The 20,468-nt window shown below is 55.6% G+C and carries 18 protein-coding genes and 4 tRNA genes; 16 read left to right on the top strand and 6 right to left on the bottom strand.

Annotated elements, in window-relative coordinates; all coding sequences use genetic code 11:
• Positions 1–2: 2 nt before the first annotated feature.
• The 10 genes from rffA (at position 3) to ACN9MQ_RS21900 (ending at position 7,697) form a co-directional block, all read left to right on the top strand.
• Positions 3–1,133: a dTDP-4-amino-4,6-dideoxygalactose transaminase gene (gene rffA / locus ACN9MQ_RS21945; RefSeq protein WP_426021631.1), complete on the top strand. Its 1,131-nt coding sequence runs from the start codon at positions 3–5 to the stop codon at positions 1,131–1,133.
• A 1-nt stretch (position 1,134) separates the two neighbouring features.
• Positions 1,135–2,385 carry a lipid III flippase WzxE gene (wzxE, locus tag ACN9MQ_RS21940; RefSeq protein ID WP_078775115.1) on the top strand — a complete coding sequence of 417 codons (1,251 nt, stop codon included), beginning with the start codon at positions 1,135–1,137 and terminating at the stop codon, positions 2,383–2,385.
• A complete protein-coding gene (locus ACN9MQ_RS21935) occupies positions 2,382–3,461 on the top strand; it encodes a TDP-N-acetylfucosamine:lipid II N-acetylfucosaminyltransferase (protein ID WP_063215706.1) in 1,080 nt (359 codons plus the stop codon). The genes wzxE and ACN9MQ_RS21935 overlap by 4 nt, the downstream gene beginning before the upstream one ends.
• On the top strand, positions 3,458–4,810 hold the full coding sequence (gene wzyE / locus ACN9MQ_RS21930) for an ECA oligosaccharide polymerase (RefSeq protein WP_020882888.1): 1,353 nt from the start codon (positions 3,458–3,460) through the stop codon (positions 4,808–4,810). The genes ACN9MQ_RS21935 and wzyE overlap by 4 nt, the downstream gene beginning before the upstream one ends.
• Positions 4,811–4,822: 12 nt before the next feature.
• Entirely contained in the window at positions 4,823–5,563 is a 741-nt protein-coding gene (gene wecG / locus ACN9MQ_RS21925) for a lipopolysaccharide N-acetylmannosaminouronosyltransferase (protein WP_020882887.1), read from the top strand.
• Between the two features lie 197 nt (positions 5,564–5,760).
• Positions 5,761–7,146 (top strand): bifunctional threonine/serine APC transporter ThrP, encoded by a 1,386-nt coding sequence (gene thrP / locus ACN9MQ_RS21920; protein ID WP_047954813.1) that lies wholly within the window; start codon positions 5,761–5,763, stop codon positions 7,144–7,146.
• A gap of 102 nt (positions 7,147–7,248) precedes the next feature.
• Positions 7,249–7,325: transfer RNA gene (locus ACN9MQ_RS21915), tRNA-Arg, on the top strand.
• Between the two features lie 67 nt (positions 7,326–7,392).
• Positions 7,393–7,468, top strand: a tRNA-His gene (locus ACN9MQ_RS21910).
• 21 nt (positions 7,469–7,489) lie between these two features.
• Positions 7,490–7,576 (top strand) — tRNA-Leu (locus ACN9MQ_RS21905).
• Between the two features lie 44 nt (positions 7,577–7,620).
• Positions 7,621–7,697: transfer RNA gene (locus ACN9MQ_RS21900), tRNA-Pro, on the top strand.
• Between the two features lie 507 nt (positions 7,698–8,204).
• On the opposite strand, the gene ACN9MQ_RS21895 is transcribed toward ACN9MQ_RS21900, so the two are convergent.
• From ACN9MQ_RS21895 to hemC, 5 genes are all read right to left on the bottom strand, one after another.
• On the bottom strand, positions 8,205–9,416 hold the full coding sequence (locus tag ACN9MQ_RS21895; protein ID WP_079231580.1) for an MFS transporter: 1,212 nt from the start codon (positions 9,414–9,416) through the stop codon (positions 8,205–8,207).
• Positions 9,417–9,585: 169 nt separating this feature from the next.
• Positions 9,586–10,785, bottom strand: a complete 1,200-nt coding sequence (hemY, locus tag ACN9MQ_RS21890; RefSeq protein WP_032680089.1) for a protoheme IX biogenesis protein HemY — start codon at positions 10,783–10,785, stop codon at positions 9,586–9,588.
• 2 nt (positions 10,786–10,787) lie between these two features.
• The gene (hemX, locus tag ACN9MQ_RS21885; RefSeq protein ID WP_014172141.1) at positions 10,788–11,981 is read right to left on the bottom strand and encodes a uroporphyrinogen-III C-methyltransferase; all 1,194 of its coding nucleotides are present in this window, start codon (positions 11,979–11,981) and stop codon (positions 10,788–10,790) included.
• Positions 11,982–12,002: 21 nt separating this feature from the next.
• Complete coding sequence (gene hemD / locus ACN9MQ_RS21880) at positions 12,003–12,743, bottom strand: uroporphyrinogen-III synthase (protein ID WP_014172140.1); 741 nt, start codon at positions 12,741–12,743, stop codon at positions 12,003–12,005.
• The gene (hemC, locus tag ACN9MQ_RS21875) at positions 12,740–13,681 is read right to left on the bottom strand and encodes a hydroxymethylbilane synthase (RefSeq protein WP_032680091.1); all 942 of its coding nucleotides are present in this window, start codon (positions 13,679–13,681) and stop codon (positions 12,740–12,742) included. Before hemC ends, hemD begins: the two co-directional genes overlap by 4 nt.
• Before the next feature lie 346 nt (positions 13,682–14,027).
• On the opposite strand from hemC, the gene cyaA reads away from it, so the two are divergent.
• Positions 14,028–16,571 (top strand): class I adenylate cyclase, encoded by a 2,544-nt coding sequence (gene cyaA / locus ACN9MQ_RS21870; protein WP_014172138.1) that lies wholly within the window; start codon positions 14,028–14,030, stop codon positions 16,569–16,571.
• A gap of 43 nt (positions 16,572–16,614) precedes the next feature.
• Here the strand turns inward: cyaA and cyaY are convergent, their stop codons facing one another.
• Positions 16,615–16,935 carry an iron donor protein CyaY gene (gene cyaY / locus ACN9MQ_RS21865; RefSeq protein WP_014172137.1) on the bottom strand — a complete coding sequence of 107 codons (321 nt, stop codon included), beginning with the start codon at positions 16,933–16,935 and terminating at the stop codon, positions 16,615–16,617.
• Between the two features lie 135 nt (positions 16,936–17,070).
• Between cyaY and lptM the strand changes: the two genes are divergently transcribed.
• The 5 genes from lptM to yigB are packed head-to-tail and all read left to right on the top strand — an operon-like array spanning position 17,071 to position 20,453.
• Positions 17,071–17,274: an LPS translocon maturation chaperone LptM gene (gene lptM / locus ACN9MQ_RS21860; protein WP_025202779.1), complete on the top strand. Its 204-nt coding sequence runs from the start codon at positions 17,071–17,073 to the stop codon at positions 17,272–17,274.
• Between the two features lie 35 nt (positions 17,275–17,309).
• The gene (gene dapF / locus ACN9MQ_RS21855; RefSeq protein ID WP_020882883.1) at positions 17,310–18,134 is read left to right on the top strand and encodes a diaminopimelate epimerase; all 825 of its coding nucleotides are present in this window, start codon (positions 17,310–17,312) and stop codon (positions 18,132–18,134) included.
• On the top strand, positions 18,131–18,838 hold the full coding sequence (locus tag ACN9MQ_RS21850) for a DUF484 domain-containing protein (protein ID WP_014172135.1): 708 nt from the start codon (positions 18,131–18,133) through the stop codon (positions 18,836–18,838). Before dapF ends, ACN9MQ_RS21850 begins: the two co-directional genes overlap by 4 nt.
• On the top strand, positions 18,835–19,737 hold the full coding sequence (xerC, locus tag ACN9MQ_RS21845) for a tyrosine recombinase XerC (RefSeq protein ID WP_014172134.1): 903 nt from the start codon (positions 18,835–18,837) through the stop codon (positions 19,735–19,737). Before ACN9MQ_RS21850 ends, xerC begins: the two co-directional genes overlap by 4 nt.
• A complete protein-coding gene (gene yigB / locus ACN9MQ_RS21840; protein ID WP_426021629.1) occupies positions 19,737–20,453 on the top strand; it encodes a 5-amino-6-(5-phospho-D-ribitylamino)uracil phosphatase YigB in 717 nt (238 codons plus the stop codon). The genes xerC and yigB overlap by 1 nt, the downstream gene beginning before the upstream one ends.
• Positions 20,454–20,468: the final 15 nt, after the last annotated feature.

Below are 20,468 nucleotides of genomic sequence, written 5' to 3'. Positions count from 1 at the left end.
AGATGATTCCATTTAACGCACCACCCGTCGTGGGCACTGAACTCGACTATATGCAGTCTGCTATGGGCAGCGGCAAACTCTGTGGTGACGGTGGTTTTACCCGTCGCTGCCAGCAGTGGATGGAGCAGCGGTTTCACAGCGCTAAAGTCCTGCTGACCCCGTCCTGTACCGCATCGCTGGAAATGGCGGCGTTGCTGCTGGATATCCAGCCGGGCGATGAAGTGATCATGCCGAGCTATACCTTCGTTTCTACGGCGAATGCCTTTGTCCTGCGTGGTGCGAAAATCGTCTTTGTGGATATTCGCCCGGATACCATGAACATTGATGAGACGCTGATTGAAGCGGCAATCACGGACAAAACGCGCGCGATTGTGCCGGTTCACTACGCGGGTGTGGCGTGTGAGATGGACACCATCATGGCGATCGCCAAAAAACATGACCTGTTCGTGGTTGAAGATGCCGCTCAGGGCGTGATGTCGACCTATAAAGGGCGAGCGCTGGGAACGATCGGCCATATCGGCTGCTTTAGCTTCCACGAAACCAAAAACTATACCGCCGGTGGCGAAGGTGGTGCGACGCTGATTAACGACCGTGCGCTGGTCGAGCGCGCGGAAGTGATCCGTGAAAAAGGCACCAACCGCAGCCAGTTCTTCCGGGGGCAGGTAGACAAATATACCTGGCGCGATATTGGCTCAAGCTATCTGATGGCCGATCTGCAGGCGGCATACCTGTGGGCGCAACTGGAGGCAGCGGACCGCATTAATCTTCAGCGCCTGTCCCTGTGGCAAACTTATTACGACGCGCTGCAACCGCTGGCACAAGCCGGGCGAATTGAGCTGCCGACCCTTCCGGCTGATTGCGTCCATAATGCCCATATGTTCTATATCAAACTGCGCGATAACGACGATCGCAGCAAGTTGATTGCCTGGCTAAAAGAAGCCGAAATTCTGGCGGTGTTCCACTATATCCCGCTGCATTCCAGCCCGGCAGGAGAGGCATTTGGGGTATTCGCGGGTGAAGATCGCTACACCACGAAAGAAAGTGAGCGTTTGCTTCGTTTGCCACTGTTCTACAACCTCGCGCATGTTAACCAGCGTACGGTGATTAACACCCTTCTGAGTTATTTCGGCTGATATGTCTCTGGCAAAAGCATCGGTGTGGACCGCCGCGTCCACACTTGTCAAAATTGGCGCCGGGCTACTGGTCGTCAAGCTGCTGGCCGTCTCATTCGGCCCTTCAGGCGTCGGGCTGGCAGGCAATTTCCGTCAGCTTGTGACCGTCCTTGGGGTACTGGCCGGCGCAGGGATTTTCAACGGCGTCACGAAATACGTTGCGCAGTACCATGATGATGCGGCCCAGCTTCGCCGTGTTGTCGGTACATCCTCGGCGATGGTCACCGGCTTTTCGACCCTGATGGCGGTTATTTTCCTGCTGGCAGCGGCACCCATAAGCCAGGGGTTATTTGGTCACACCCATTATCAGGGGCTGGTTCGTCTGGTCGCGCTGGTTCAGCTGGGCATTGCCTGGGCTAACCTGCTGCTGGCGCTGATGAAAGGCTTTCGTGATGCGGCCGGGAACGCACTGGCGTTAATCCTCGGCAGCGTCATCGGCGTGATTGCCTACTATTTTTGTTATCGGCTGGGCGGCTATGAAGGCGCGTTGCTGGGGCTGGCGCTGGTACCGGCATTAGTGGTCGTTCCGGCGGCGTTCATGCTAATGCGTCGGGGCACCATTCCGTTGAGTTACCTGAAACCTCAATGGGATAAGGTGCTGGCAAGCCAGCTGGGAAAATTTACCCTGATGGCGCTCATCACCTCCGTCACGCTCCCCGTCGCCTATGTGATGATGCGAAACCTGCTGGCGGCGCATTACAGCTGGGACGAAGTTGGGATTTGGCAAGGGGTGAGCAGTATTTCCGATGCCTACCTCCAATTTATAACGGCTTCCTTTAGCGTCTATTTGCTGCCAACCTTATCGCGCCTGACCTCCAGGCAGGATATCACGCGCGAAATTTCCCGCTCACTGCGGTTTGTCCTTCCCGCCGTTGCGGCAGCCAGTTTAACCGTATGGCTATTGCGCGATGTCGCCATCTGGCTGCTCTTCTCCGCGAAGTTTACCGCCATGCGCGATCTGTTTGCCTGGCAACTGGTGGGCGACGTACTGAAAGTGGGGGCTTACGTTTTTGGTTATCTGGTGATTGCGAAAGCCTCGCTACGGTTGTATATCCTGGCGGAAATCAGCCAGTTTGCATTACTGACCGCATTCTCACACTGGTTGATCCCGTCACACGGTGCGCTGGGGGCGGCTCAGGCCTATATGGCAACCTATATCGTTTATTTCGCTGCCTGTTGCGGCGTATTTTTACTTTGGCGTAAACGCGCATGACTGCACTGATTCACATACTGGGATCGGATATCCCACACCATAACCAGACCGTGTTACGGTTCTTCAATGATGAACTGGCATCGGGGGATCCCGACGCTCGTGAGTTTATGGTTGCCGGTCAGGATAATGGCCTGAGCGTGGCGTGTCCGGCGCTGACTCTCTCTTTCTGGCCGGACAAGGCTGCGCTGGCGAAGGCGGTTGTTGCCAAAGCCAAAGCGGATCGTGAGCAACGTTTCTTTTTCCATGGGCAGTTTAATACCGGCCTGTGGCTGGCGCTCCTGAGCGGGGGGATCAAACCTTCGCAGTGCAGCTGGCATATCTGGGGAGCCGATCTCTACGAAGTCTCCAGCGGCTGGAAATTCCGTCTTTTCTACCCGTTGCGGCGCATGGCGCAGGGGCGTGTGGGATGCGTTTTCGCGACCCGTGGCGATCTCAATTATTTTGCTAAACGCCACCCTGACGTACGCGGTGAGCTACTCTATTTCCCGACCCGAATGAACCCGGCGCTGAACAACATGGCGAATGATACGCTGCGCGAGGGTAAACTGACGATTCTGGTGGGTAACTCAGGCGATCGCAGCAATGAACATCTTGCCGCGCTAAGGGCGGTACATCAGCAGTTTGGCGACACCGTCAATGTGATTGTGCCGATGGGGTATCCGGCCAATAACGATGCCTATATCAATGAGGTCCGCCAGCAGGCACTCGCGTTATTTAGCGCCGCGAATGTGCACATTCTCCACGATAAGCTGGAATTTGATGAGTATCTTGCGCTGCTGCGTCGGTGCGATCTGGGCTATTTCATCTTTGCGCGTCAGCAAGGAATTGGCACGCTGTGTCTGCTGATTCAGGCGGGTGTGCCCTGCGTACTCAATCGCGAAAACCCATTCTGGCAGGACATGGCGGAGCAGCATCTGCCGGTGCTGTTTACTTCCGATGTGCTTAACGAAGAGGTGGTCCGCGAAGCGCAGAGACAACTGGCGCTGGTGGACAAAAGTGCCATCGACTTCTTTAGCCCGAACTACCTCACGCCGTGGCACCGCGCGCTGCGTATCGCTGCAGGAGACAAAGCATGAGCCAGTTGCAATTCAGCGGCTTACTGATCGTTTGGCTTCTGAGCACTTTATTCATCGCCACGCTCACCTGGTTCGAGTTTCGTCGGGTGCGTTTCAACTTTAACGTCTTCTTCTCGTTACTGTTTCTTCTGACCTTCTTTTTCGGATTCCCGCTGACCAGCATTCTGGTCTTCCGGTTTGACGTGAGCGTTGCCCCGCCCGAGATCCTGCTTCAGGCGATCCTGGCAGCGACCTGCTTCTACGCCGTCTATTACGCCACCTATAAAACGCGCCTGCGTTCAGCGCAATCCACCGCGCCGCGCCGGGCGCTCTTCACCATGAACCGGGTGGAGACGCACCTGACGTGGGTGATGCTGATGACGATCGCGCTGGTAAGCGTGGGTATCTTCTTCATGCACAATGGTTTTCTGCTGTTCAAGCTCCAGTCCTACAGCCAGATTTTTTCTGCCGAAGTGTCGGGCGTGGCGCTTAAGCGCTTCTTCTACTTCTTCATTCCGGCGATGCTGGTGATCTTTTTCCTGCGTCAGGACAGCAAAGCCTGGCTGTTTTTCCTGGTGAGTACCGTCGCCTTCGGTTTCCTGACCTACATGATTGTGGGAGGGACGCGTGCAAATATCATCATCGCTTTCGCAATCTTCCTGTTTATCGGCATCATCCGCGGGTGGATCTCTTTATGGATGCTGGTGGCTGCTGGGGTGTTTGGCATTGTTGGTATGTTCTGGCTTGCCCTGAAGCGCTACGGGCTCAACGTAGCCGGTGACGAGGCGTTTTACACGTTCCTCTATCTCACGCGCGACACCTTCTCGCCGTGGGAAAACCTGGCGTTGTTGCTGCAAAACTACGACAAAATCGATTTCCAGGGCCTTGCGCCTATTGTGCGCGACTTTTATGTCTTTATCCCAACCTGGCTGTGGCCAGACCGCCCCGGCGTCGTACTCAACACGGCAAACTATTTTACCTGGGAAGTGCTGAACAACCACTCAGGCCTTGCGATCTCACCTACGTTGATTGGCTCGCTGGTGGTGATGGGGGGAAGCTGGTTTATCCTGCCGGGGGCGGTGGTGGTGGGGCTGATCATCAAGTGGTTTGACTGGCTCTACGTGCGCGGCAACGAAGAAACAAACCGCTATAAGGCGGCTATTTTGCACAGTTTCTGCTTTGGTGCCATTTTCAATATGATCGTTCTGGCGCGTGAAGGGCTGGATTCATTCGTGTCGCGCGTGGTTTTCTTCATGGTCGTTTTTGGCATCTGCCTGTTACTGGCCAAACTGTTGTACTGGCTGTTTGACAGTGCAGGGCTTGTGCATAAGCGCGAGCCGCAGGGCAGCACAACGCTGTCGCAAGTGTGAGTAGGGAAAGTCATGACGGATAAAACTTCTGCACCGCGCTATACGCTGCGCGGTCTGCAGCTTATTGGCTGGCGCGATATGCAACACGCGCTGGATTTTCTGTTCGCTGGTGGTCAGATGAAATCCGGTACGCTGGTCGCCATCAATGCGGAAAAGATGCTGGCGGTGGAAGACAACGCCGAAGTGAGAAGCCTGATAGAAGCGGCTGAATTTAAATATGCCGACGGTATCAGCGTGGTGCGTTCAATCCGCAAAAAGTATCCTGGCGCTAATGTATCTCGCGTGGCAGGGGCCGATCTCTGGGAGCAACTGATGGCACGCGCAGGGGCGGAAGGCACGCCGGTATTCCTGATTGGCGGTAAGCCGGAGGTGCTGGCGCAGACCGAAGCGAAATTGCGCAGTCAATGGAATGTTAACATCGTGGGCAGCCAGGATGGCTACTTCAAACCAGAGGCCCGGCAGGCGCTGTTTGAACGCGTTCGCGACAGTGGCGCGAAAATCATCACCGTGGCGATGGGCTCCCCACGCCAGGAGATCCTGATGCGTGACTGCCGTCAGGTGTGTCCGGATGCCCTTTATATGGGCGTCGGCGGAACGTATGACGTCTTTACCGGCCACGTTAAGCGCGCGCCCAAAGTCTGGCAAAACCTGGGGCTGGAGTGGCTGTATCGCCTGCTATCTCAGCCGACGCGGATTACACGACAGATCCGTCTGCTTCGCTACCTTACCTGGCACTACACCGGGAAAATGTAATCAAAATGTAGCGCGATATGCTGTTCGCGCTGCAACTCCCCTGCAAAACTGCTGCGAATCTGTGCAATGCATTCATTTTTTTTATGCATCGTTTGCCATTTGCCGCATTTTAAGAAACCATTCGCCCCGTATTTTAGTACCCCTAAAAAACAATACCCGGCCTTAAGTCGGGAAACAGCAAACACAATCGAGGATCTATGGCAGAGAAAAAACCGGAGCTACAGCGTGGGCTGGAGGCTCGTCATATTGAACTGATAGCGCTGGGCGGCACTATCGGCGTGGGCCTGTTTATGGGCTCCGCAAGCACGCTCAAATGGGCAGGACCTTCGGTCTTGCTGGCTTATATCATTGCGGGATTGTTCGTTTTCTTCATCATGCGTTCGATGGGCGAAATGCTCTTCATGGAGCCCGTCACGGGTTCCTTCGCCGTTTACGCGCACCGATATATGAGCCCGTTCTTTGGCTACCTGACGGCCTGGTCATACTGGTTTATGTGGATGGCGGTCGGCATCTCTGAAATCACGGCGATAGGGGTCTACGTGCAGTTCTGGTTCCCGGACATGGTCCAGTGGATACCGGCGCTGATTGCCGTGGGGCTGGTGGCACTGGCAAACCTTGCTGCCGTTCGTCTTTATGGTGAAATCGAATTCTGGTTTGCGATGATCAAAGTCACCACCATCATCGTGATGATTGTGGTCGGGCTGGGCGTTATCTTCTTCGGCTTTGGTAACGGCGGGCACGCCATTGGCTTTGGTAACCTGACCGAAAATGGCGGCTTCTTTGCGGGCGGCTGGAAGGGCTTCCTGACGGCACTGTGTATCGTTGTGGCCTCTTATCAGGGGGTCGAGCTTATCGGTATTACCGCGGGTGAAGCGAAAAACCCGCAGGTTACGCTGCGAAGCGCCGTAGGCAAGGTGCTGTGGCGTATCCTGATTTTCTATGTGGGGGCGATCTTCGTTATCGTAACCATCTTCCCGTGGAATGAAATTGGCACGACCGGTAGCCCGTTTGTCTTGACCTTCGCGAAGATTGGCATCACGGCAGCAGCAGGCATCATTAACTTTGTGGTTCTGACGGCGGCGTTGTCAGGCTGCAACAGCGGGATGTACAGCTGCGGACGTATGCTCTACGCGCTGTCCAGAAACAATCAGCTGCCAGCGGCAATGGCGAAAGTTTCGCGTGCGGGCGTACCGGTTGCGGGTGTGGCGGTGTCGATTGTGATCCTGCTGATTGGCTCCTGCCTGAACTACATCATCCCGAATCCGCAGCGCGTGTTCGTGTATGTCTACAGCGCCAGCGTGCTGCCAGGCATGGTGCCCTGGTTTGTTATCCTGATTAGCCAGCTGCGTTTCCGTCAGGCACATAAAAAGGCCATCGCCAGCCATCCGTTCCGTTCTATTATGTTCCCGTATGCCAACTATTTGACGATGGCGTTCCTGGTTTGCGTATTAATCGGAATGTACTTTAATGAAGATACGCGCATGTCGCTGTTTGTCGGGATGATCTTCCTGGCGGCGGTGACCGCGGCGTATAAGCTTTTTGGTCTGGGCCGCCGCGCTACCTCGCAGAAAGTGGAGGAATAAGCGGCAAAATGTGCAAACCATAACCAAACGCGCATTTTTTTCAAAAAAGCACTAGACAGCGGGGTCGGAGGTACGTAATATCCAGCCCCGCAACGGCGCTAAGCGCCCGTAGCTCAGCTGGATAGAGCGCTGCCCTCCGGAGGCAGAGGTCTCAGGTTCGAATCCTGTCGGGCGCGCCATTTTAGTCCCGGCGCTAGAGCTGCGGTGGTCTGAGAAGTAGTCAGTACCGCGTGAAAGAATACAGTGGTGGCTATAGCTCAGTTGGTAGAGCCCTGGATTGTGATTCCAGTTGTCGTGGGTTCGAATCCCATTAGCCACCCCATTATTGAAAGAGTTGTGAATTGCGAAGGTGGCGGAATTGGTAGACGCGCTAGCTTCAGGTGTTAGTGTTCTTACGGACGTGGGGGTTCAAGTCCCCCCCCTCGCACCACGACTTTTTAATGAATTGAACTAAAAATTCAAAAAGCAGTACATCGGCGAGTAGCGCAGCTTGGTAGCGCAACTGGTTTGGGACCAGTGGGTCGGAGGTTCGAATCCTCTCTCGCCGACCAATTTTGAACCCCGCTTCGGCGGGGTTTTTTGTTTTCTGCGCCTTTCTTTCCTCTGTAGTGATTCCACGACAACAGCCGGCTTCCTTGTCGCGATTCAGCGACACATAACACATTGAAAGTAAAAGATATAATAATTTGGCGGCTTTCGTGTCTCCTCCAGACGACATTTCGTCGTGTTTATCAGCAGGTTGTAGGGTCTAAGATACCGCTCAACAACATAATTTCCTTTTATCTTAAAATGTTGCGCGATGTAAAAGTTCTGCGTGTCAAGTTGGCACGTTACGTGCAATAATATACGTGTAGATGCTCATTCCATCTCTTATGTTCGCCTTAGTGCCTCATAAACTCAGGAATGACGCAGAGCCATTTACGGTGCTTATCGTCCACTGACAGATGTCGCTTCGGCCTCATCAGACACCATGGGCATAACGTTGAGTGAAGCACCAAATATGTTGTCTTACAGACCTGTTTTAACGCCTGCTTTTATAGCAGGCGTTTTTTTATGCCTTATTCCCGGTAAACGTACATGATCAGGGCGACCAGAATCAGAGCGGCTGACGAAACGCTGTAAAGCGCCTGTATGGAGCCAAACCCTGCCGCCGCCATCGCGGCAATACCGGTGAAAAGCGAGGCACTGAGCGTTTGCCAGCGCCAGGCTTTACTGCTGGCCGAAGCCATGTGTGTGGTTTGAAAACTGCTGAGTACGGCAAACGTGCCGGCCGCAAAGAGAACATTTGAGGCCAGGTGTGCGACAAATATCATCCCCAGCGCGCATGCCATCCACCCGGACAACAGCGGGAGCATCCCATACGCGGCAAGGAAGATGCCAAGACACAGTAAAATCCGTGGCGTGCGTGCTGCAAAACGCGTCAGGCTGTCTCTTTTTAGCAGGAGGGGACCGCAAAGTTGCCCCATGTTTCTTGCAAAAAGCAGTGGCAAAGCAATGCTGGCCGCATCCTGAGGATGGATCTGCTGTGCCATTGCCGGAAGAAGCGCCATGGCCGGTGAACCGACGGCGGCCAGCGCAGGCAAAATCAGCAAACTGCGTTTCTGCCGGATGGTCAACATCTGCCAGCGTAAAGCCGCAGGCGCTTTCTCTTCAGCGGGGACTGCCAGTGTGGGCGCTAAATATACACGACCCGCCAGCCAGAGCATGAACAGCGATCCGAGAAAGCTGGTGGCATCAATGGCCAGCAAGGCGAGGATGGCGATCTTCTGGAAAAGTACCATCCCCAGCCCGGTGCCTAACAAAACCTGAGCGGCAAAAATCACATTCTCGAGGCAGGTTGCGGCAGGGAGTTCTGCTTCTCTGAGTCCGCGTTTAAAGAGCAGCGTCAGCGCAGGCCAGCTCATCCCGTTGAGCAGTGCTTCGGTGGACTGCACGGCCAGTAACGCAGGGATACTGTGATAGTGCACGCCGAGCAGGGGAAAGAGCAGGGCCAGTAAGCCAAGCCCCTCGGTGAGTATCAACAGGGATATCGGAGAATAGTGCGCGCACAGCTTTTCACTGATGAGGCTGCCGATAAAGCCAGGTAGCGTGGCGAAAAGAAAGGCGAGGGTAAGCAGCGCGGGCGGGGCGGACCATGCTAACAGTAAGCCGAAGACCACCACCTGGGTGACGCCATTTCCCAGTGATGTAAAGATAAAGGCACAGGCCAGCAGGCGCAGCCAGCGGTGGCAGCGCAGCGCTTCAATAAGCGCGTACAAAAGGGAGTTCATGACGATTTCCTTTCAAAAACGATTCAGTCCACGCGGCACTCGTCGCGTGTAGGGAAAAAAGTTAATGAAAAGACGTCGTTACATTGGCGGGTTCGTTTTAGATGATGTGGTAAAGAATGTAGCAGGCGAAGGGGAATAAAAAAAGGAGGCCGTCTGGCCTCCTTGTTATTTATTGCTGGCTGCCATTATTTTGCAGCGTTAATAACAGCCCATCGCGGCGCATGGCAGCAGCCTCTTCCGGCTTGTGCTGCTTGTCCAGCGAATCGGCGAGCCACGCGTAGTCAAACGCGTCCGGGCGCTGTTTCAGCGCTGCACGGAAGGCGAGACTCGCTTCCTGCCATTCACCGTGCTTCATCAGCGACTGGCCCAGCGTACTCCACAGCAGTGGACGGTCGCCGACGGCTTTAATCTGCTGACGCAGCATTTTTTCAATTTGCTCAGGGTTATTGGTTTTCAGACGCGGGATCACCATAACCAGGCGATCGTCATACTGTCGCTTCAGTCCGTCGAGGAGGATCTCCTGCGCCGTGTCATGATCGTCACATTCAATCAGATGTTCTGCCATCGCAACCTGCAACGGAACCTGCTGACGCGTTTTCCGGCTCTGATTCTTCCACCAGGTTTTCAGGCCATCGCTGCCGAGATCGGCACGTGCCTGATCCATCAGGCCAATCCATGCCAGACGCTGAAGTTCATCACGATGCTCATCATCACCGACGTCGGCTTTGGCCATCGACGGAATGATATCCAGCAGTGAACCCCAGGCACCGGTGCGAATATAGGCCTGCTCGGCAAGACGCAGCACTTCCGGGTGGCGTGGCGAGACTTCCAGCAGACGGTCGATACCGTGACGCGCGGCGTGGTTTTCGTTGCGGGCCAGCTGCAGGCGAACGCGGGTGATCTCAACGGGAATCGGGTCTTTCGGAGAAAGTTCTGACGCGCGTTCCAGGTGCTGGTTGGCGCGGGCTTCGTCACCCCGCTGTTGCGCTGCCTCGGCGGCCAGCAGATAGTTCACCACCGGCTGTTCGGCATGGTCAGCATTTTTCGACATCAGCTTTTCAACCTGCTGATAGTCACCCTCGGCCAGCTTAAGCAGTGCCTGCTCAGTCTGCTTACGGGCGCGGCGGCGTTTACGGCCAACGAACCAGCCACGCGTATGCGCACCGGTACGGAAAATTCGGCGCAGGATCCACTCCACCGCAAGGAGCACCACCACACCGAGGATCAGGATGATAACCAGACCCGTTACGCTGGTTTCGATGTTGTAGTTATCGGTCTGGATCAGGACGTAACCCTGATGACCGGCAAGCATCGGCCCCAGCACGATCCCGGCGATCAGCAGGATGAAGAGTAAGAGTACTTTAAGCATCATTACTCTCCTTGTGGCGCGCTTTCAGGCGCTGGCGCGGCGGCAGGGGCCTGGGCGTGAGGTTCTGCCGGAACGCCCGGCTGCGCCAGCAGGTTGCGCACGCGCGTCTGCATCAGTTTCTCCAGAATCGGCTGGCTTTCCAGCTTGTCCGGCACGTTCATGGTGATGTTCTGCTGGCTCAGTTTATCAATGTCATCGAGGAAAGCCGTGGTCGTGGCATCATCGGTATTGTAGTAAGCACGTACCCATGTCGAGACGTTATCAAGCGCCTGTTTGTAGGTTTCTTCCTGATGACGCGGCACGGCCTGAGCCGCCACCAGCAGGCGGGAGCGAATGTTTTCGCGCAGATAAATGTCCTGATTCGGCGCTAACAGCGGAACGGCGGTTTCGTCGCGGCGGCGGATAGTAATGAAGCTATCCATAAAGTTCTGCCAGCTTTTTTGCAGGTTCACGCGCCATTCGCTCAGGGAGCTGGAAAGCTCGGTGCCGTCAGAATCCATCGGGGAGTCATCGTCGTTGTTATCCGCCAGCTGCAGGTTATCAATCTGGTTTGAAAGCTGATTGACCTTCAGGATGATGCCATCGTAGTCCACCTGCGAAACGGCAGAGAGGCTGGCGATATCTTCGGTAATGGCACGACGCGCGGTAATGAGGCTCGGATCGTTCATGTCTGCCAGGCTCGCATCAGCGCTTTTCAGCAGCGCGGCGGCGGTGGTGACGTCCTGATCGCTCCAGAGCTTACGTCCGGCCAGCTTCACCAGGAAATCGGCCTGCGAGAGCAGCCAGGTTTTGGCATCGGTACCGGAAATCGTGGCGACTTTCTGCTGCACGTCGTCCAGCTGTTTGGTCAGCTCTTCCTGTTTGCTGTTCGCCTCAGCGAGCGCCGCGGACTGCTGTTTAATCACCGTTTCCAGTTCAGTTTTCTGCGTCTCCTGCGCTTTTTGCAGGGCGGTAAGCTGATTGACCAGCGTGTCGTTGGTCGCCGTCTGGCTGGAACCTTGCTGTTTCACCAGGCCATAGAGGCCAACGCCTGCGGCCAGCGCAATGGCGATGGCTATCGCGCTCAGCGCGAGGCTGGTTTTATTGCTGCCGTTCTTCTTCTCAACGGTTTTCTCAGTCGTTTCTGACTGCGGCGTGATGTCCACAGTCTCCCTGGTCTCTTCAACCACGGCGGAGGATTTATCGTGTTCCGTCATTATGGCTTCCCATTATGAGAGTTATTGTAATGCGCGCAGCAGCGCATCGTTGTCAGCGTTATCAGCGATCCGAATATCTTGCCAGCCCAGTTCCCGGGCCTGGTTCGCCAGACGCTCACTGACGACCAGAAGCCGGCAGTGGAGTAACCAGTTTTCACGATACCAAAGGGGCACCAGAGACCAGAGCTGCTGCAGCATTTCACCGCTGGTCACCACCAGGGTCGTAATGCCGCGCATATGCCAGCGCATCGCCTCTTCCGCACCATCGTAATGTTTTGCACAACGCTGATAGCATTCGCAGAACGTGACCTCAGCCCCGCGTTCCCGCAGCGTTTCACCCAACAGTTCGCGCCCGCCGTTACCGCGTAAAATGAGTGCACGCTTTCCGGCAATAGTTTGTAATTCAGGTAATTGTAGCAAGACTTCGCTGATTTCCCGATCTAACGGGTAACGAACGTCTGTTCCGCTTACGGTATGCAACGCCAGTGCCGTTGTACGACCAATCGCAAAATAGTGAGGAGCGGTTGGCCAGTTAAGACCCTGCTGTTGCAGCTGTGCCTGGGCAAATTCCACCGCATGTTGCGACAGCGCAAACAGCAAGTCGCCCTGCTGGAGGGTATTCATATGGTCGGCAAGCGCGGACAGCTCCCGACCGGGGGAGAATTCAATGAGCGGAAAACTCCAGGCCACCTGCCCCAGTGCGCGCAGACGGCTCACTAATTGCTCTCCTGCGGGAGAAGGGCGGGTGACAAGAATACTCATGCAGGGGGCTCTCCATTATAAACCTCAGCCAGGATCTCGCGGGCGCCGTTATCCAGCAGCTCTTCTGCCAGCGACACGCCAAGCTGTTCGGCATCTTGCGCTTTACCACGACGTTCGCCGCGGACCATCTGTGAACCGTCCGGTGCGCCAACCAGCGCTCGCAGCCACAGTTCACCGTTAATTAATTCAGCATAGCTGCCAATCGGCACCTGACACCCTCCTTCGAGGCGGGTGTTCATGGCGCGCTCGGCGTTAACGCGGATAGCGGTCTCATCATGGTTCAGCGGGGCAAGCAGCGTGCGGGTACGCTCATCATCCAGACGGCATTCAATGCCGACGGCCCCCTGACCCACAGCCGGCAGCGACAGCTCAGGCGGCAACGCGACGCGAATGCGCGACGTCAGCCCCAGGCGCTTCAGACCCGCAACCGCGAGGATAATGGCATCGTAATCGCCGTTATCCAGCTTGCTCAGACGCGTACCAACGTTACCGCGCAGCGAACGAATGATCAGGTCCGGACGACGTTCTGCAAGCTGGCACTGACGACGTAAACTGGACGTGCCAACCACGCTGCCTTCTGGCAACGCATCGAGCGAATCATAGTGATTGGAGACAAACGCATCGCGCGGATCTTCACGCTCGCAAATGGTCACCAGCCCCAGCCCTTCCGGGAACTCGACGGGCACATCTTTCATCGAATGTACGGCGATATCGGCGCGGTTCTCAAGCAATGCCAGTTCCAGTTCTTTGACAAACAGGCCCTTGCCGCCCACTTTAGCCAGTGGCGTATCAAGGATCACGTCACCGCGCGTGACCATCGGCACCAGCTCGACGCACAATCCACTGTGGCAGGCTTCAAGGCGCTGCTTAACATAATGTGCCTGCCAGAGCGCAAGAGGGCTTTGGCGTGTGGCAATTCTCAAAACATTGTCTAACATGCTTGTTACCGTCATTATCAATCGCTAACCATCCTAACATTGTTGACTCTGGGATGGCAGTTTTACGGTGATGAAGAAGAGAGGGACAGGGCGGGGTTCTCGTCAGCCACAGCCGTATTAAGGAATTTACACGTACAGAACGGTGCTACACTGTATGTAGCGCATCTTTCTTTACGGTCAACCGGCAAGGTGTTAAATTGATCACGTTTTAGACCATTTTTTCGTCGGTACCACCATAATGATAAGGGCGAAAAAAGGTAACGGTTCTCTTTTTGTAATACTGCGGGTCCGCTGTTATTTCTGTTTTGAATAGCGTGCGACACCCGGAAACATCAGGCGATACGTCTTGTACCTCTATATTGAGACTCTGAAACAGAGACTGGATGCCATAAACCAACTGCGTGTCGATCGCGCGCTTGCTGCTATGGGCCCTGCTTTCCAGCAGGTATACAGTCTTCTGCCGACATTATTGCACTATCACCATCCGCTGATGCCTGGCTACCTTGACGGTAACGTTCCCAGAGGCATCTGTCTTTTCACGCCTGATGAAACCCAACAACACTACCTGACCGAACTTGAACTCTACCGTGGCATGCCGCCGCAGGAATCACCGAAAGGTGAACTGCCGATTACTGGCGTTTACACCATGGGCAGTACCTCCTCGGTTGGGCAAAGCTGTTCTTCGGACCTGGACATCTGGGTCTGTCATCAGTCCTGGCTCGATAACGACGAGCGTCAGCTGCTGCAGCGAAAGTGCAGCCTGCTGGAAAGCTGGGCCGCGTCGCTTGGCGTAGAAGTCAGTTTCTTCCTGATTGATGAAAACCGTTTCCGTCATAACGAAAGTGGCAGTCTGGGTGGTGAAGACTGCGGCTCAACCCAGCACATCTTACTGCTGGACGAGTTTTACCGTACTGCCGTACGCCTGGCCGGTAAGCGTATTCTGTGGAATATGGTGCCGTGCGACGAAGAAGAGCATTACGACGATTACGTAATGTCGTTGTACTCCCAGGGTGTGCTGACACCAAATGAATGGCTGGATCTGGGTGGCCTCAGTTCGCTTTCCGCCGAAGAGTACTTTGGCGCGAGCCTCTGGCAGCTCTATAAAAGCATTGATTCGCCGTATAAGGCCGTGCTGAAAACCCTGCTGCTGGAAGCCTATTCCTGGGAATACCCCACGCCGCGTTTGCTGGCGAAAGATATCAAACAGCGTCTGCACGACGGAGAAATTGTCTCCTACGGGCTGGATGCTTACTGCATGATGCTTGAACGCGTCACCGAATACCTGAAAGCCATTGATGACACCACGCGTCTCGATCTGGTGCGTCGATGTTTCTATCTCAAAGTCTGTGAAAAACTCAGCCGCGAACGCGCATGCGTGGGCTGGCGTCGTGAAGTGGTCAGTCAGTTGGTTAAAGAGTGGGGATGGGACGAAGAACGTCTGTCGATGCTTGATAACCGCGCCAACTGGAAAATCGATCAGGTACGTGAAGCGCACAACGAACTGCTCGATGCCATGATGCAAAGCTACCGCAACCTTATCCGCTTTGCGCGTCGTAACAATCTCAGCGTTTCCGCCAGCCCGCAGGATATCGGGGTGTTGACGCGTAAACTGTACGCGGCGTTTGAAGCATTGCCGGGTAAAGTCACGCTGGTTAACCCGCAGATTTCACCGGACCTGTCAGAACCGAACCTGACCTTTATCTATGTGCCGCCGGGCCGCGCAAACCGCACCGGGTGGTACCTGTACAACCGTGCGCCAAGCATGGACTCGATCATCAGCCATCAGCCGCTGGAATATAACCGCTACCTGAACAAGCTGGTGGCCTGGGCCTGGTTCAACGGCCTGCTGACCTCGCGTACCCGGCTGTTTATCAAAGGCAACGAGGTTGTCGATTTAGCCAAACTGCAGGAGATGGTGGCGGATGTCTCCCACCACTTCCCGCTGCGTCTGCCGGCGCCGACGCCAAAAGCGCTTTACAGCCCGTGTGAAATTCGCCATCTGGCGATTATCGTCAACCTGGAATATGACCCGACAGCGGCCTTCCGCAATCAGGTGGTCCATTTTGATTTCCGCAAGCTGGATGTCTTTAGCTTTGGCGAGCAGCAAAACTGCCTGGTGGGCAGCGTAGACCTGCTGTACCGCAACTCGTGGAACGAAGTGCGTACTCTGCACTTCAACGGCGAGCAGGCGATGATCGAAGCGCTGAAAACGATTCTTGGCAAGATGCATCAGGACGCTGCACCGCCGGACAGCGTTGAGGTGTTCTGCTATAGCCAGCATCTGCGCGGTCTGATCCGTACCCGCGTGCAGCAGCTGGTTTCAGAGTGCATCGAACTGCGCCTCTCCAGTACCCGTCAGGAAACCGGTCGCTTTAAAGCGCTGCGCGTCTCCGGACAGACCTGGGGCCTGTTCTTCGAGCGCCTGAATGTTTCAGTACAGAAGCTGGAAAACGCCATCGAGTTCTACGGCGCCATTTCGCACAACAAGCTGCATGGCCTGTCAGTGCAGGTGGAAACCAACCACGTGAAACTGCCACAGGTCGTGGATGGCTTTGCGAGCGAAGGGATTATTCAGTTCTTCTTTGAAGAGTCGGGTGACGACGCCGGTTTCAACATCTACATCCTGGATGAGACGAACCGCGCTGAGGTTTATCACCACTGTGAAGGCAGTAAAGAGGAACTGGTGCGCGACGTCAGCCGCTTCTATTCGTCCTCACATGACCGCTTTACCTACGGCTCCAGCTTCATCAACTTTAACCTGCCACAGTTCTACCAGATTGTGAATGTAGACGGACGTTCGCAGGTGATTCCGTTCCGTACGCAGGCCGTTACGCCAGCGGTTCCCGCCAGCCAGGACACTACCCCGCTGTTGCAGCAGTATTTCTCCTGACAGTTTTTGCCCGGTATGCAGCGCACCACCGGGCAAAACAGACTCAACGAAAACGCACGTCTTCGCCTGCCTGCGCGGTCGCCGCCTGTTCCAGCAGATCCCAGAACGTTTCGCCGCTACGGTCACACACCCATTCGCCCTCTTTCAGATCGAAATGGTAGCCACCCTGTTTGGCGGCCAGCCAGACCTGGTGAAGCGGCTCCTGGCGGTTAATAATAATTTTGCTGCCGTTTTCGAAGCTCAGGGTCAGAATGCCGCCGTTGATCTCACAATCGATATCGCTGTCGCCGTCCCAGTCGTCAAGCCGCTCTTCGATGGTCATCCATAAGGTGTCTGCAAGGCGATGGAATTCACTGTCGTTCATGGTTTTGTTCCTGTTTTTCGTGATGCCGGCAGTATAACGCTAAATAATTCCCGTTGCAGGAAAGCGGCAAACTCTTGCTTTTGTGTCTTCTCCTGCGATGATAGAAACAGATTTGAACTTACGGGCAACTTTATAATGAAAAACGTTTTCCGAACGCTTGCCGTTCTCATCACGCTGTTTAGTCTGACGGGCTGTGGACTGAAGGGACCGCTTTACTTCCCGCCAGCGGATAAAACGGCGCCGCCGCCGACGAAACCTGTGCAAAGCGGTATTGAGTCTTCCACGCCAGACACGAACGATCGTGGCAATAATGGTGGTCCGACTCAGGTTAATCTCTGACGATTACGTTCTGTACCCGCGCAATGGAGCGAATGATGCAGTTCTCTAAGATGCATGGCCTTGGCAACGATTTTATGGTCGTCGACGCGGTAACGCAGAATGTCTTTTTCTCCCCGGAACTGATCCGCCGCCTGGCGGATCGGCATCTGGGCGTGGGGTTCGATCAGCTGCTGGTGGTTGAGCCGCCGTACGATCCTGACCTCGATTTCCACTACCGTATTTTTAACGCTGACGGCAGTGAAGTCTCCCAGTGCGGCAACGGTGCGCGCTGTTTTGCCCGCTTTGTCCGCCTGAAAGGGCTGACGAACAAGCGCGATATCCGCGTCAGTACCGCGAATGGTCGCATGGTGCTCAGCGTCACCGATGACGATCTGGTTCGCGTGAATATGGGCGAGCCGAACTTTGAACCTTCCGCCGTGCCGTTTCGCGCAAACAAAGCGGAAAAGACCTATATTATGCGTGCGGCCGAGCAGACAGTATTGTGTGGCGTCGTCTCGATGGGAAACCCGCACTGCGTGATTCAGGTTGATGATGTGGAGACCGCCGCCGTTGAAACCCTCGGCCCGGTGCTGGAAAGCCATGAACGCTTCCCGGAACGCGCGAACATTGGTTTTATGCAGGTGGTGAAGCGTGAACACATCCGTCTGCGGGTGTATGAACGCGGCGCGGGCGAAACCCAGGCCTGCGGAAGCGGTGCCTGCGCGGCAGTGGCCGTCGGCATCGCTCAGGGGTTACTGGCAGAAGAGGTTCGCGTGGAGTTACCAGGCGGTCGTCTTGATATCGCCTGGAAAGGACCGGGTCATCCGCTGTTTATGACTGGCCCGGCGGTACATGTCTATGACGGGTTTATCCATCTATGAAGCAACCAGGGGAAGAACTGCAGGAAACGGTGACGGAACTGGACGACAGTGCTGTTGTTGATTATCTGCTGAACAATCCCGCGTTTTTTATTCGCAATGCACGACTTGTCGAACAGATGCGCGTGCCGCATCCGGTGCGCGGGACCGTGTCGCTGGTCGAATGGCATATGGCTCGCGCGCGCAACCACATCAATCAGCTTGAAGAGAACATGACGCTGCTCATGGAACAGGCGAACAATAACGAAAGCCTGTTCTATCGACTGCTGCATCTGCAGGCGCGTCTGGCCTCGGCCCACAGCCTTGACGAGTTTCTCAGCCGTTTCCACCGCTGGGCGCGAGAACTGGGGCTTGCAGGCGCAACCCTTCGTCTCTTCCCCGACCGCTGGCGCATTGGTGCACCGTCTGGTTTCACCCATCTGGCACTGAGCCGTCAGGCGTTTGAGCCGCTACGTATTCAGCGCCTGGGTCATCAACATCACTATCTGGGGCCGCTGAACGGACCAGAATTGCTGGTGGTATTGCCAGAAGCCAAAGCGATTGGCTCGGTGGCCATGTCATTGATGGGGCGCGATGGCGACTTAGGCGTGATGTTATTTACCAGTCGCGACGCGCATCACTATGAGCAGGGGCAAGGTACGCACCTGTTGCAGGAGATCGCCCTGATGCTGCCTGAGCTGCTGGAGCGCTGGATTGAGCGCGTATGACGGACGGACTTCTTGCCACTGACGTCGCGCGCTTTCTGCGCTACCTGGGGGTTGAACGTCAGCTTAGCCCCATTACCCTGCTGAACTATCAGCGTCAGCTTGATGCCATCATGCAGATTGCCGATGAAATCGGCCTGAAAAGCTGGCAACAATGTGACGCTGCGACGGTTCGTGGCGTCGTCGTGCGTAGCCGCAGGAAAGGGTTAGGCCCGGCGAGTCTGGCGCTCAGGCTCTCTGCCCTGCGCAGTTTCTTCGACTGGCTGGTGAGCCAGGGCAGCCTTAAAGCCAACCCGGCGAAAGGCATTGCCACGCCAAAAGCACCGCGTCATCTGCCTAAAAATATCGACGTCGATGATGTCAATCGCCTGCTGGATATCGATCTTAACGATCCGCTGGCGGTGCGTGACCGCGCGATGCTGGAGGTGATGTACGGTGCCGGACTGCGTCTGTCTGAACTGGTCAATCTCGATATAAAACATCTCGATCTGGACACCGGCGAAGTGTGGGTGATGGGCAAGGGCAGCAAAGAGCGCCGCTTGCCGATTGGTCGCAACGCTGTCGCCTGGATTGAGCACTGGCTTGACCTGCGCGGGCTGTTTGGCGCGGAAGAAGATGCGCTGTTCCTGTCGAAACTCGGCAAGCGGATCTCGGCGCGTAATGTGCAGAAGCGTTTTGCGGAGTGGGGCATTAAGCAGGGGCTGAACAGCCATGTTCACCCGCACAAGCTTCGCCACTCTTTTGCGACCCACATGCTTGAATCAAGCGGCGATCTGCGCGGCGTGCAGGAACTGCTCGGCCACGCGAATTTGTCCACCACCCAGATTTATACCCACTTAGACTTCCAGCACCTTGCCTCGGTGTATGACGCGGCGCATCCACGCGCCAAACGGGGGAAATAATGCGTTTTTACCGCCCACTGGGTCAGATATCAGCCCTTACCTTTGACCTTGATGACACCCTTTATGATAACCGCCAGGTGATCCTGCGTACCGAGCAGGAGTCGCTGGCGTTTGTGCAGAACTATCACCCGGCGCTGAAGACGATGCAGAACAAGGACTTCCAGAAGCTGCGTCAGTCCCTGCGGGAGACCGAGCCGGACATTTACCATGACGTGACCGAATGGCGTCGACGTGCGGTTGAACAGGCGATGCTGAATGTTGGCATGAGCGCGCGTGATGCGGCGATAGGGGCTGAAGCGTCCATGGAAAACTTCGCCAAATGGCGGAGCCGTATTGATGTGCCACAGGAGACCCACGATACGCTGGCCGTGCTGGCAGAGAAGTGGCCGCTGGTGGCGATTACCAATGGCAATGCCCAGCCTGAGCTGTTTGGTCTTGGCGATTATTTTGAGTTTGTGCTGCGCGCGGGCCCGCACGGGCGCTCGAAACCGTTTAACGATATGTATCACCTGGCGGCGGAAAAACTGAACCTGCCGCTCGGCGAAATGTTGCATGTGGGTGATGACCTGACCACGGACGTGGCCGGGGCGATCCGCTGCGGCATGCAGGCCTGCTGGATCAAGCCGGAAAACGCTGACCTGATGACAACGCCGGACAGCCGTCTTCTGCCGCACGTGGAAATTTCACGGTTGGCATCCCTCACGACGCTGATATAATCATCAATTGTTCTG

Source organism: Enterobacter sp. R-25 (genome assembly GCF_049913205.1).
Lineage (GTDB): Bacteria > Pseudomonadota > Gammaproteobacteria > Enterobacterales > Enterobacteriaceae > Enterobacter > Enterobacter ludwigii.
Note: the sequence above shows the minus strand (reverse complement) of the source record. Positions and strands in the feature narration are given on the sequence as shown.

What these genes read in the sequence shown, in the direction of transcription:
- rffA (WP_426021631.1), top strand. Translation starts at nt 3, where the DNA reads ATGATTCCATTTAACGCACCACCCGTCGTGGGCACTGAACTCGACTAT.
- wzxE (WP_078775115.1), top strand. Translation starts at nt 1,135, where the DNA reads ATGTCTCTGGCAAAAGCATCGGTGTGGACCGCCGCGTCCACACTTGTC.
- ACN9MQ_RS21935 (WP_063215706.1), top strand. Translation starts at nt 2,382, where the DNA reads ATGACTGCACTGATTCACATACTGGGATCGGATATCCCACACCATAAC.
- wzyE (WP_020882888.1), top strand. Translation starts at nt 3,458, where the DNA reads ATGAGCCAGTTGCAATTCAGCGGCTTACTGATCGTTTGGCTTCTGAGC.
- wecG (WP_020882887.1), top strand. Translation starts at nt 4,823, where the DNA reads ATGACGGATAAAACTTCTGCACCGCGCTATACGCTGCGCGGTCTGCAG.
- thrP (WP_047954813.1), top strand. Translation starts at nt 5,761, where the DNA reads ATGGCAGAGAAAAAACCGGAGCTACAGCGTGGGCTGGAGGCTCGTCAT.
- ACN9MQ_RS21895 (WP_079231580.1), bottom strand. Translation starts at nt 9,416, where the DNA reads ATGAACTCCCTTTTGTACGCGCTTATTGAAGCGCTGCGCTGCCACCGC.
- hemY (WP_032680089.1), bottom strand. Translation starts at nt 10,785, where the DNA reads ATGCTTAAAGTACTCTTACTCTTCATCCTGCTGATCGCCGGGATCGTG.
- hemX (WP_014172141.1), bottom strand. Translation starts at nt 11,981, where the DNA reads ATGACGGAACACGATAAATCCTCCGCCGTGGTTGAAGAGACCAGGGAG.
- hemD (WP_014172140.1), bottom strand. Translation starts at nt 12,743, where the DNA reads ATGAGTATTCTTGTCACCCGCCCTTCTCCCGCAGGAGAGCAATTAGTG.
- hemC (WP_032680091.1), bottom strand. Translation starts at nt 13,681, where the DNA reads ATGTTAGACAATGTTTTGAGAATTGCCACACGCCAAAGCCCTCTTGCG.
- cyaY (WP_014172137.1), bottom strand. Translation starts at nt 16,935, where the DNA reads ATGAACGACAGTGAATTCCATCGCCTTGCAGACACCTTATGGATGACC.
- lptM (WP_025202779.1), top strand. Translation starts at nt 17,071, where the DNA reads ATGAAAAACGTTTTCCGAACGCTTGCCGTTCTCATCACGCTGTTTAGT.
- dapF (WP_020882883.1), top strand. Translation starts at nt 17,310, where the DNA reads ATGCAGTTCTCTAAGATGCATGGCCTTGGCAACGATTTTATGGTCGTC.
- ACN9MQ_RS21850 (WP_014172135.1), top strand. Translation starts at nt 18,131, where the DNA reads ATGAAGCAACCAGGGGAAGAACTGCAGGAAACGGTGACGGAACTGGAC.
- xerC (WP_014172134.1), top strand. Translation starts at nt 18,835, where the DNA reads ATGACGGACGGACTTCTTGCCACTGACGTCGCGCGCTTTCTGCGCTAC.
- yigB (WP_426021629.1), top strand. Translation starts at nt 19,737, where the DNA reads ATGCGTTTTTACCGCCCACTGGGTCAGATATCAGCCCTTACCTTTGAC.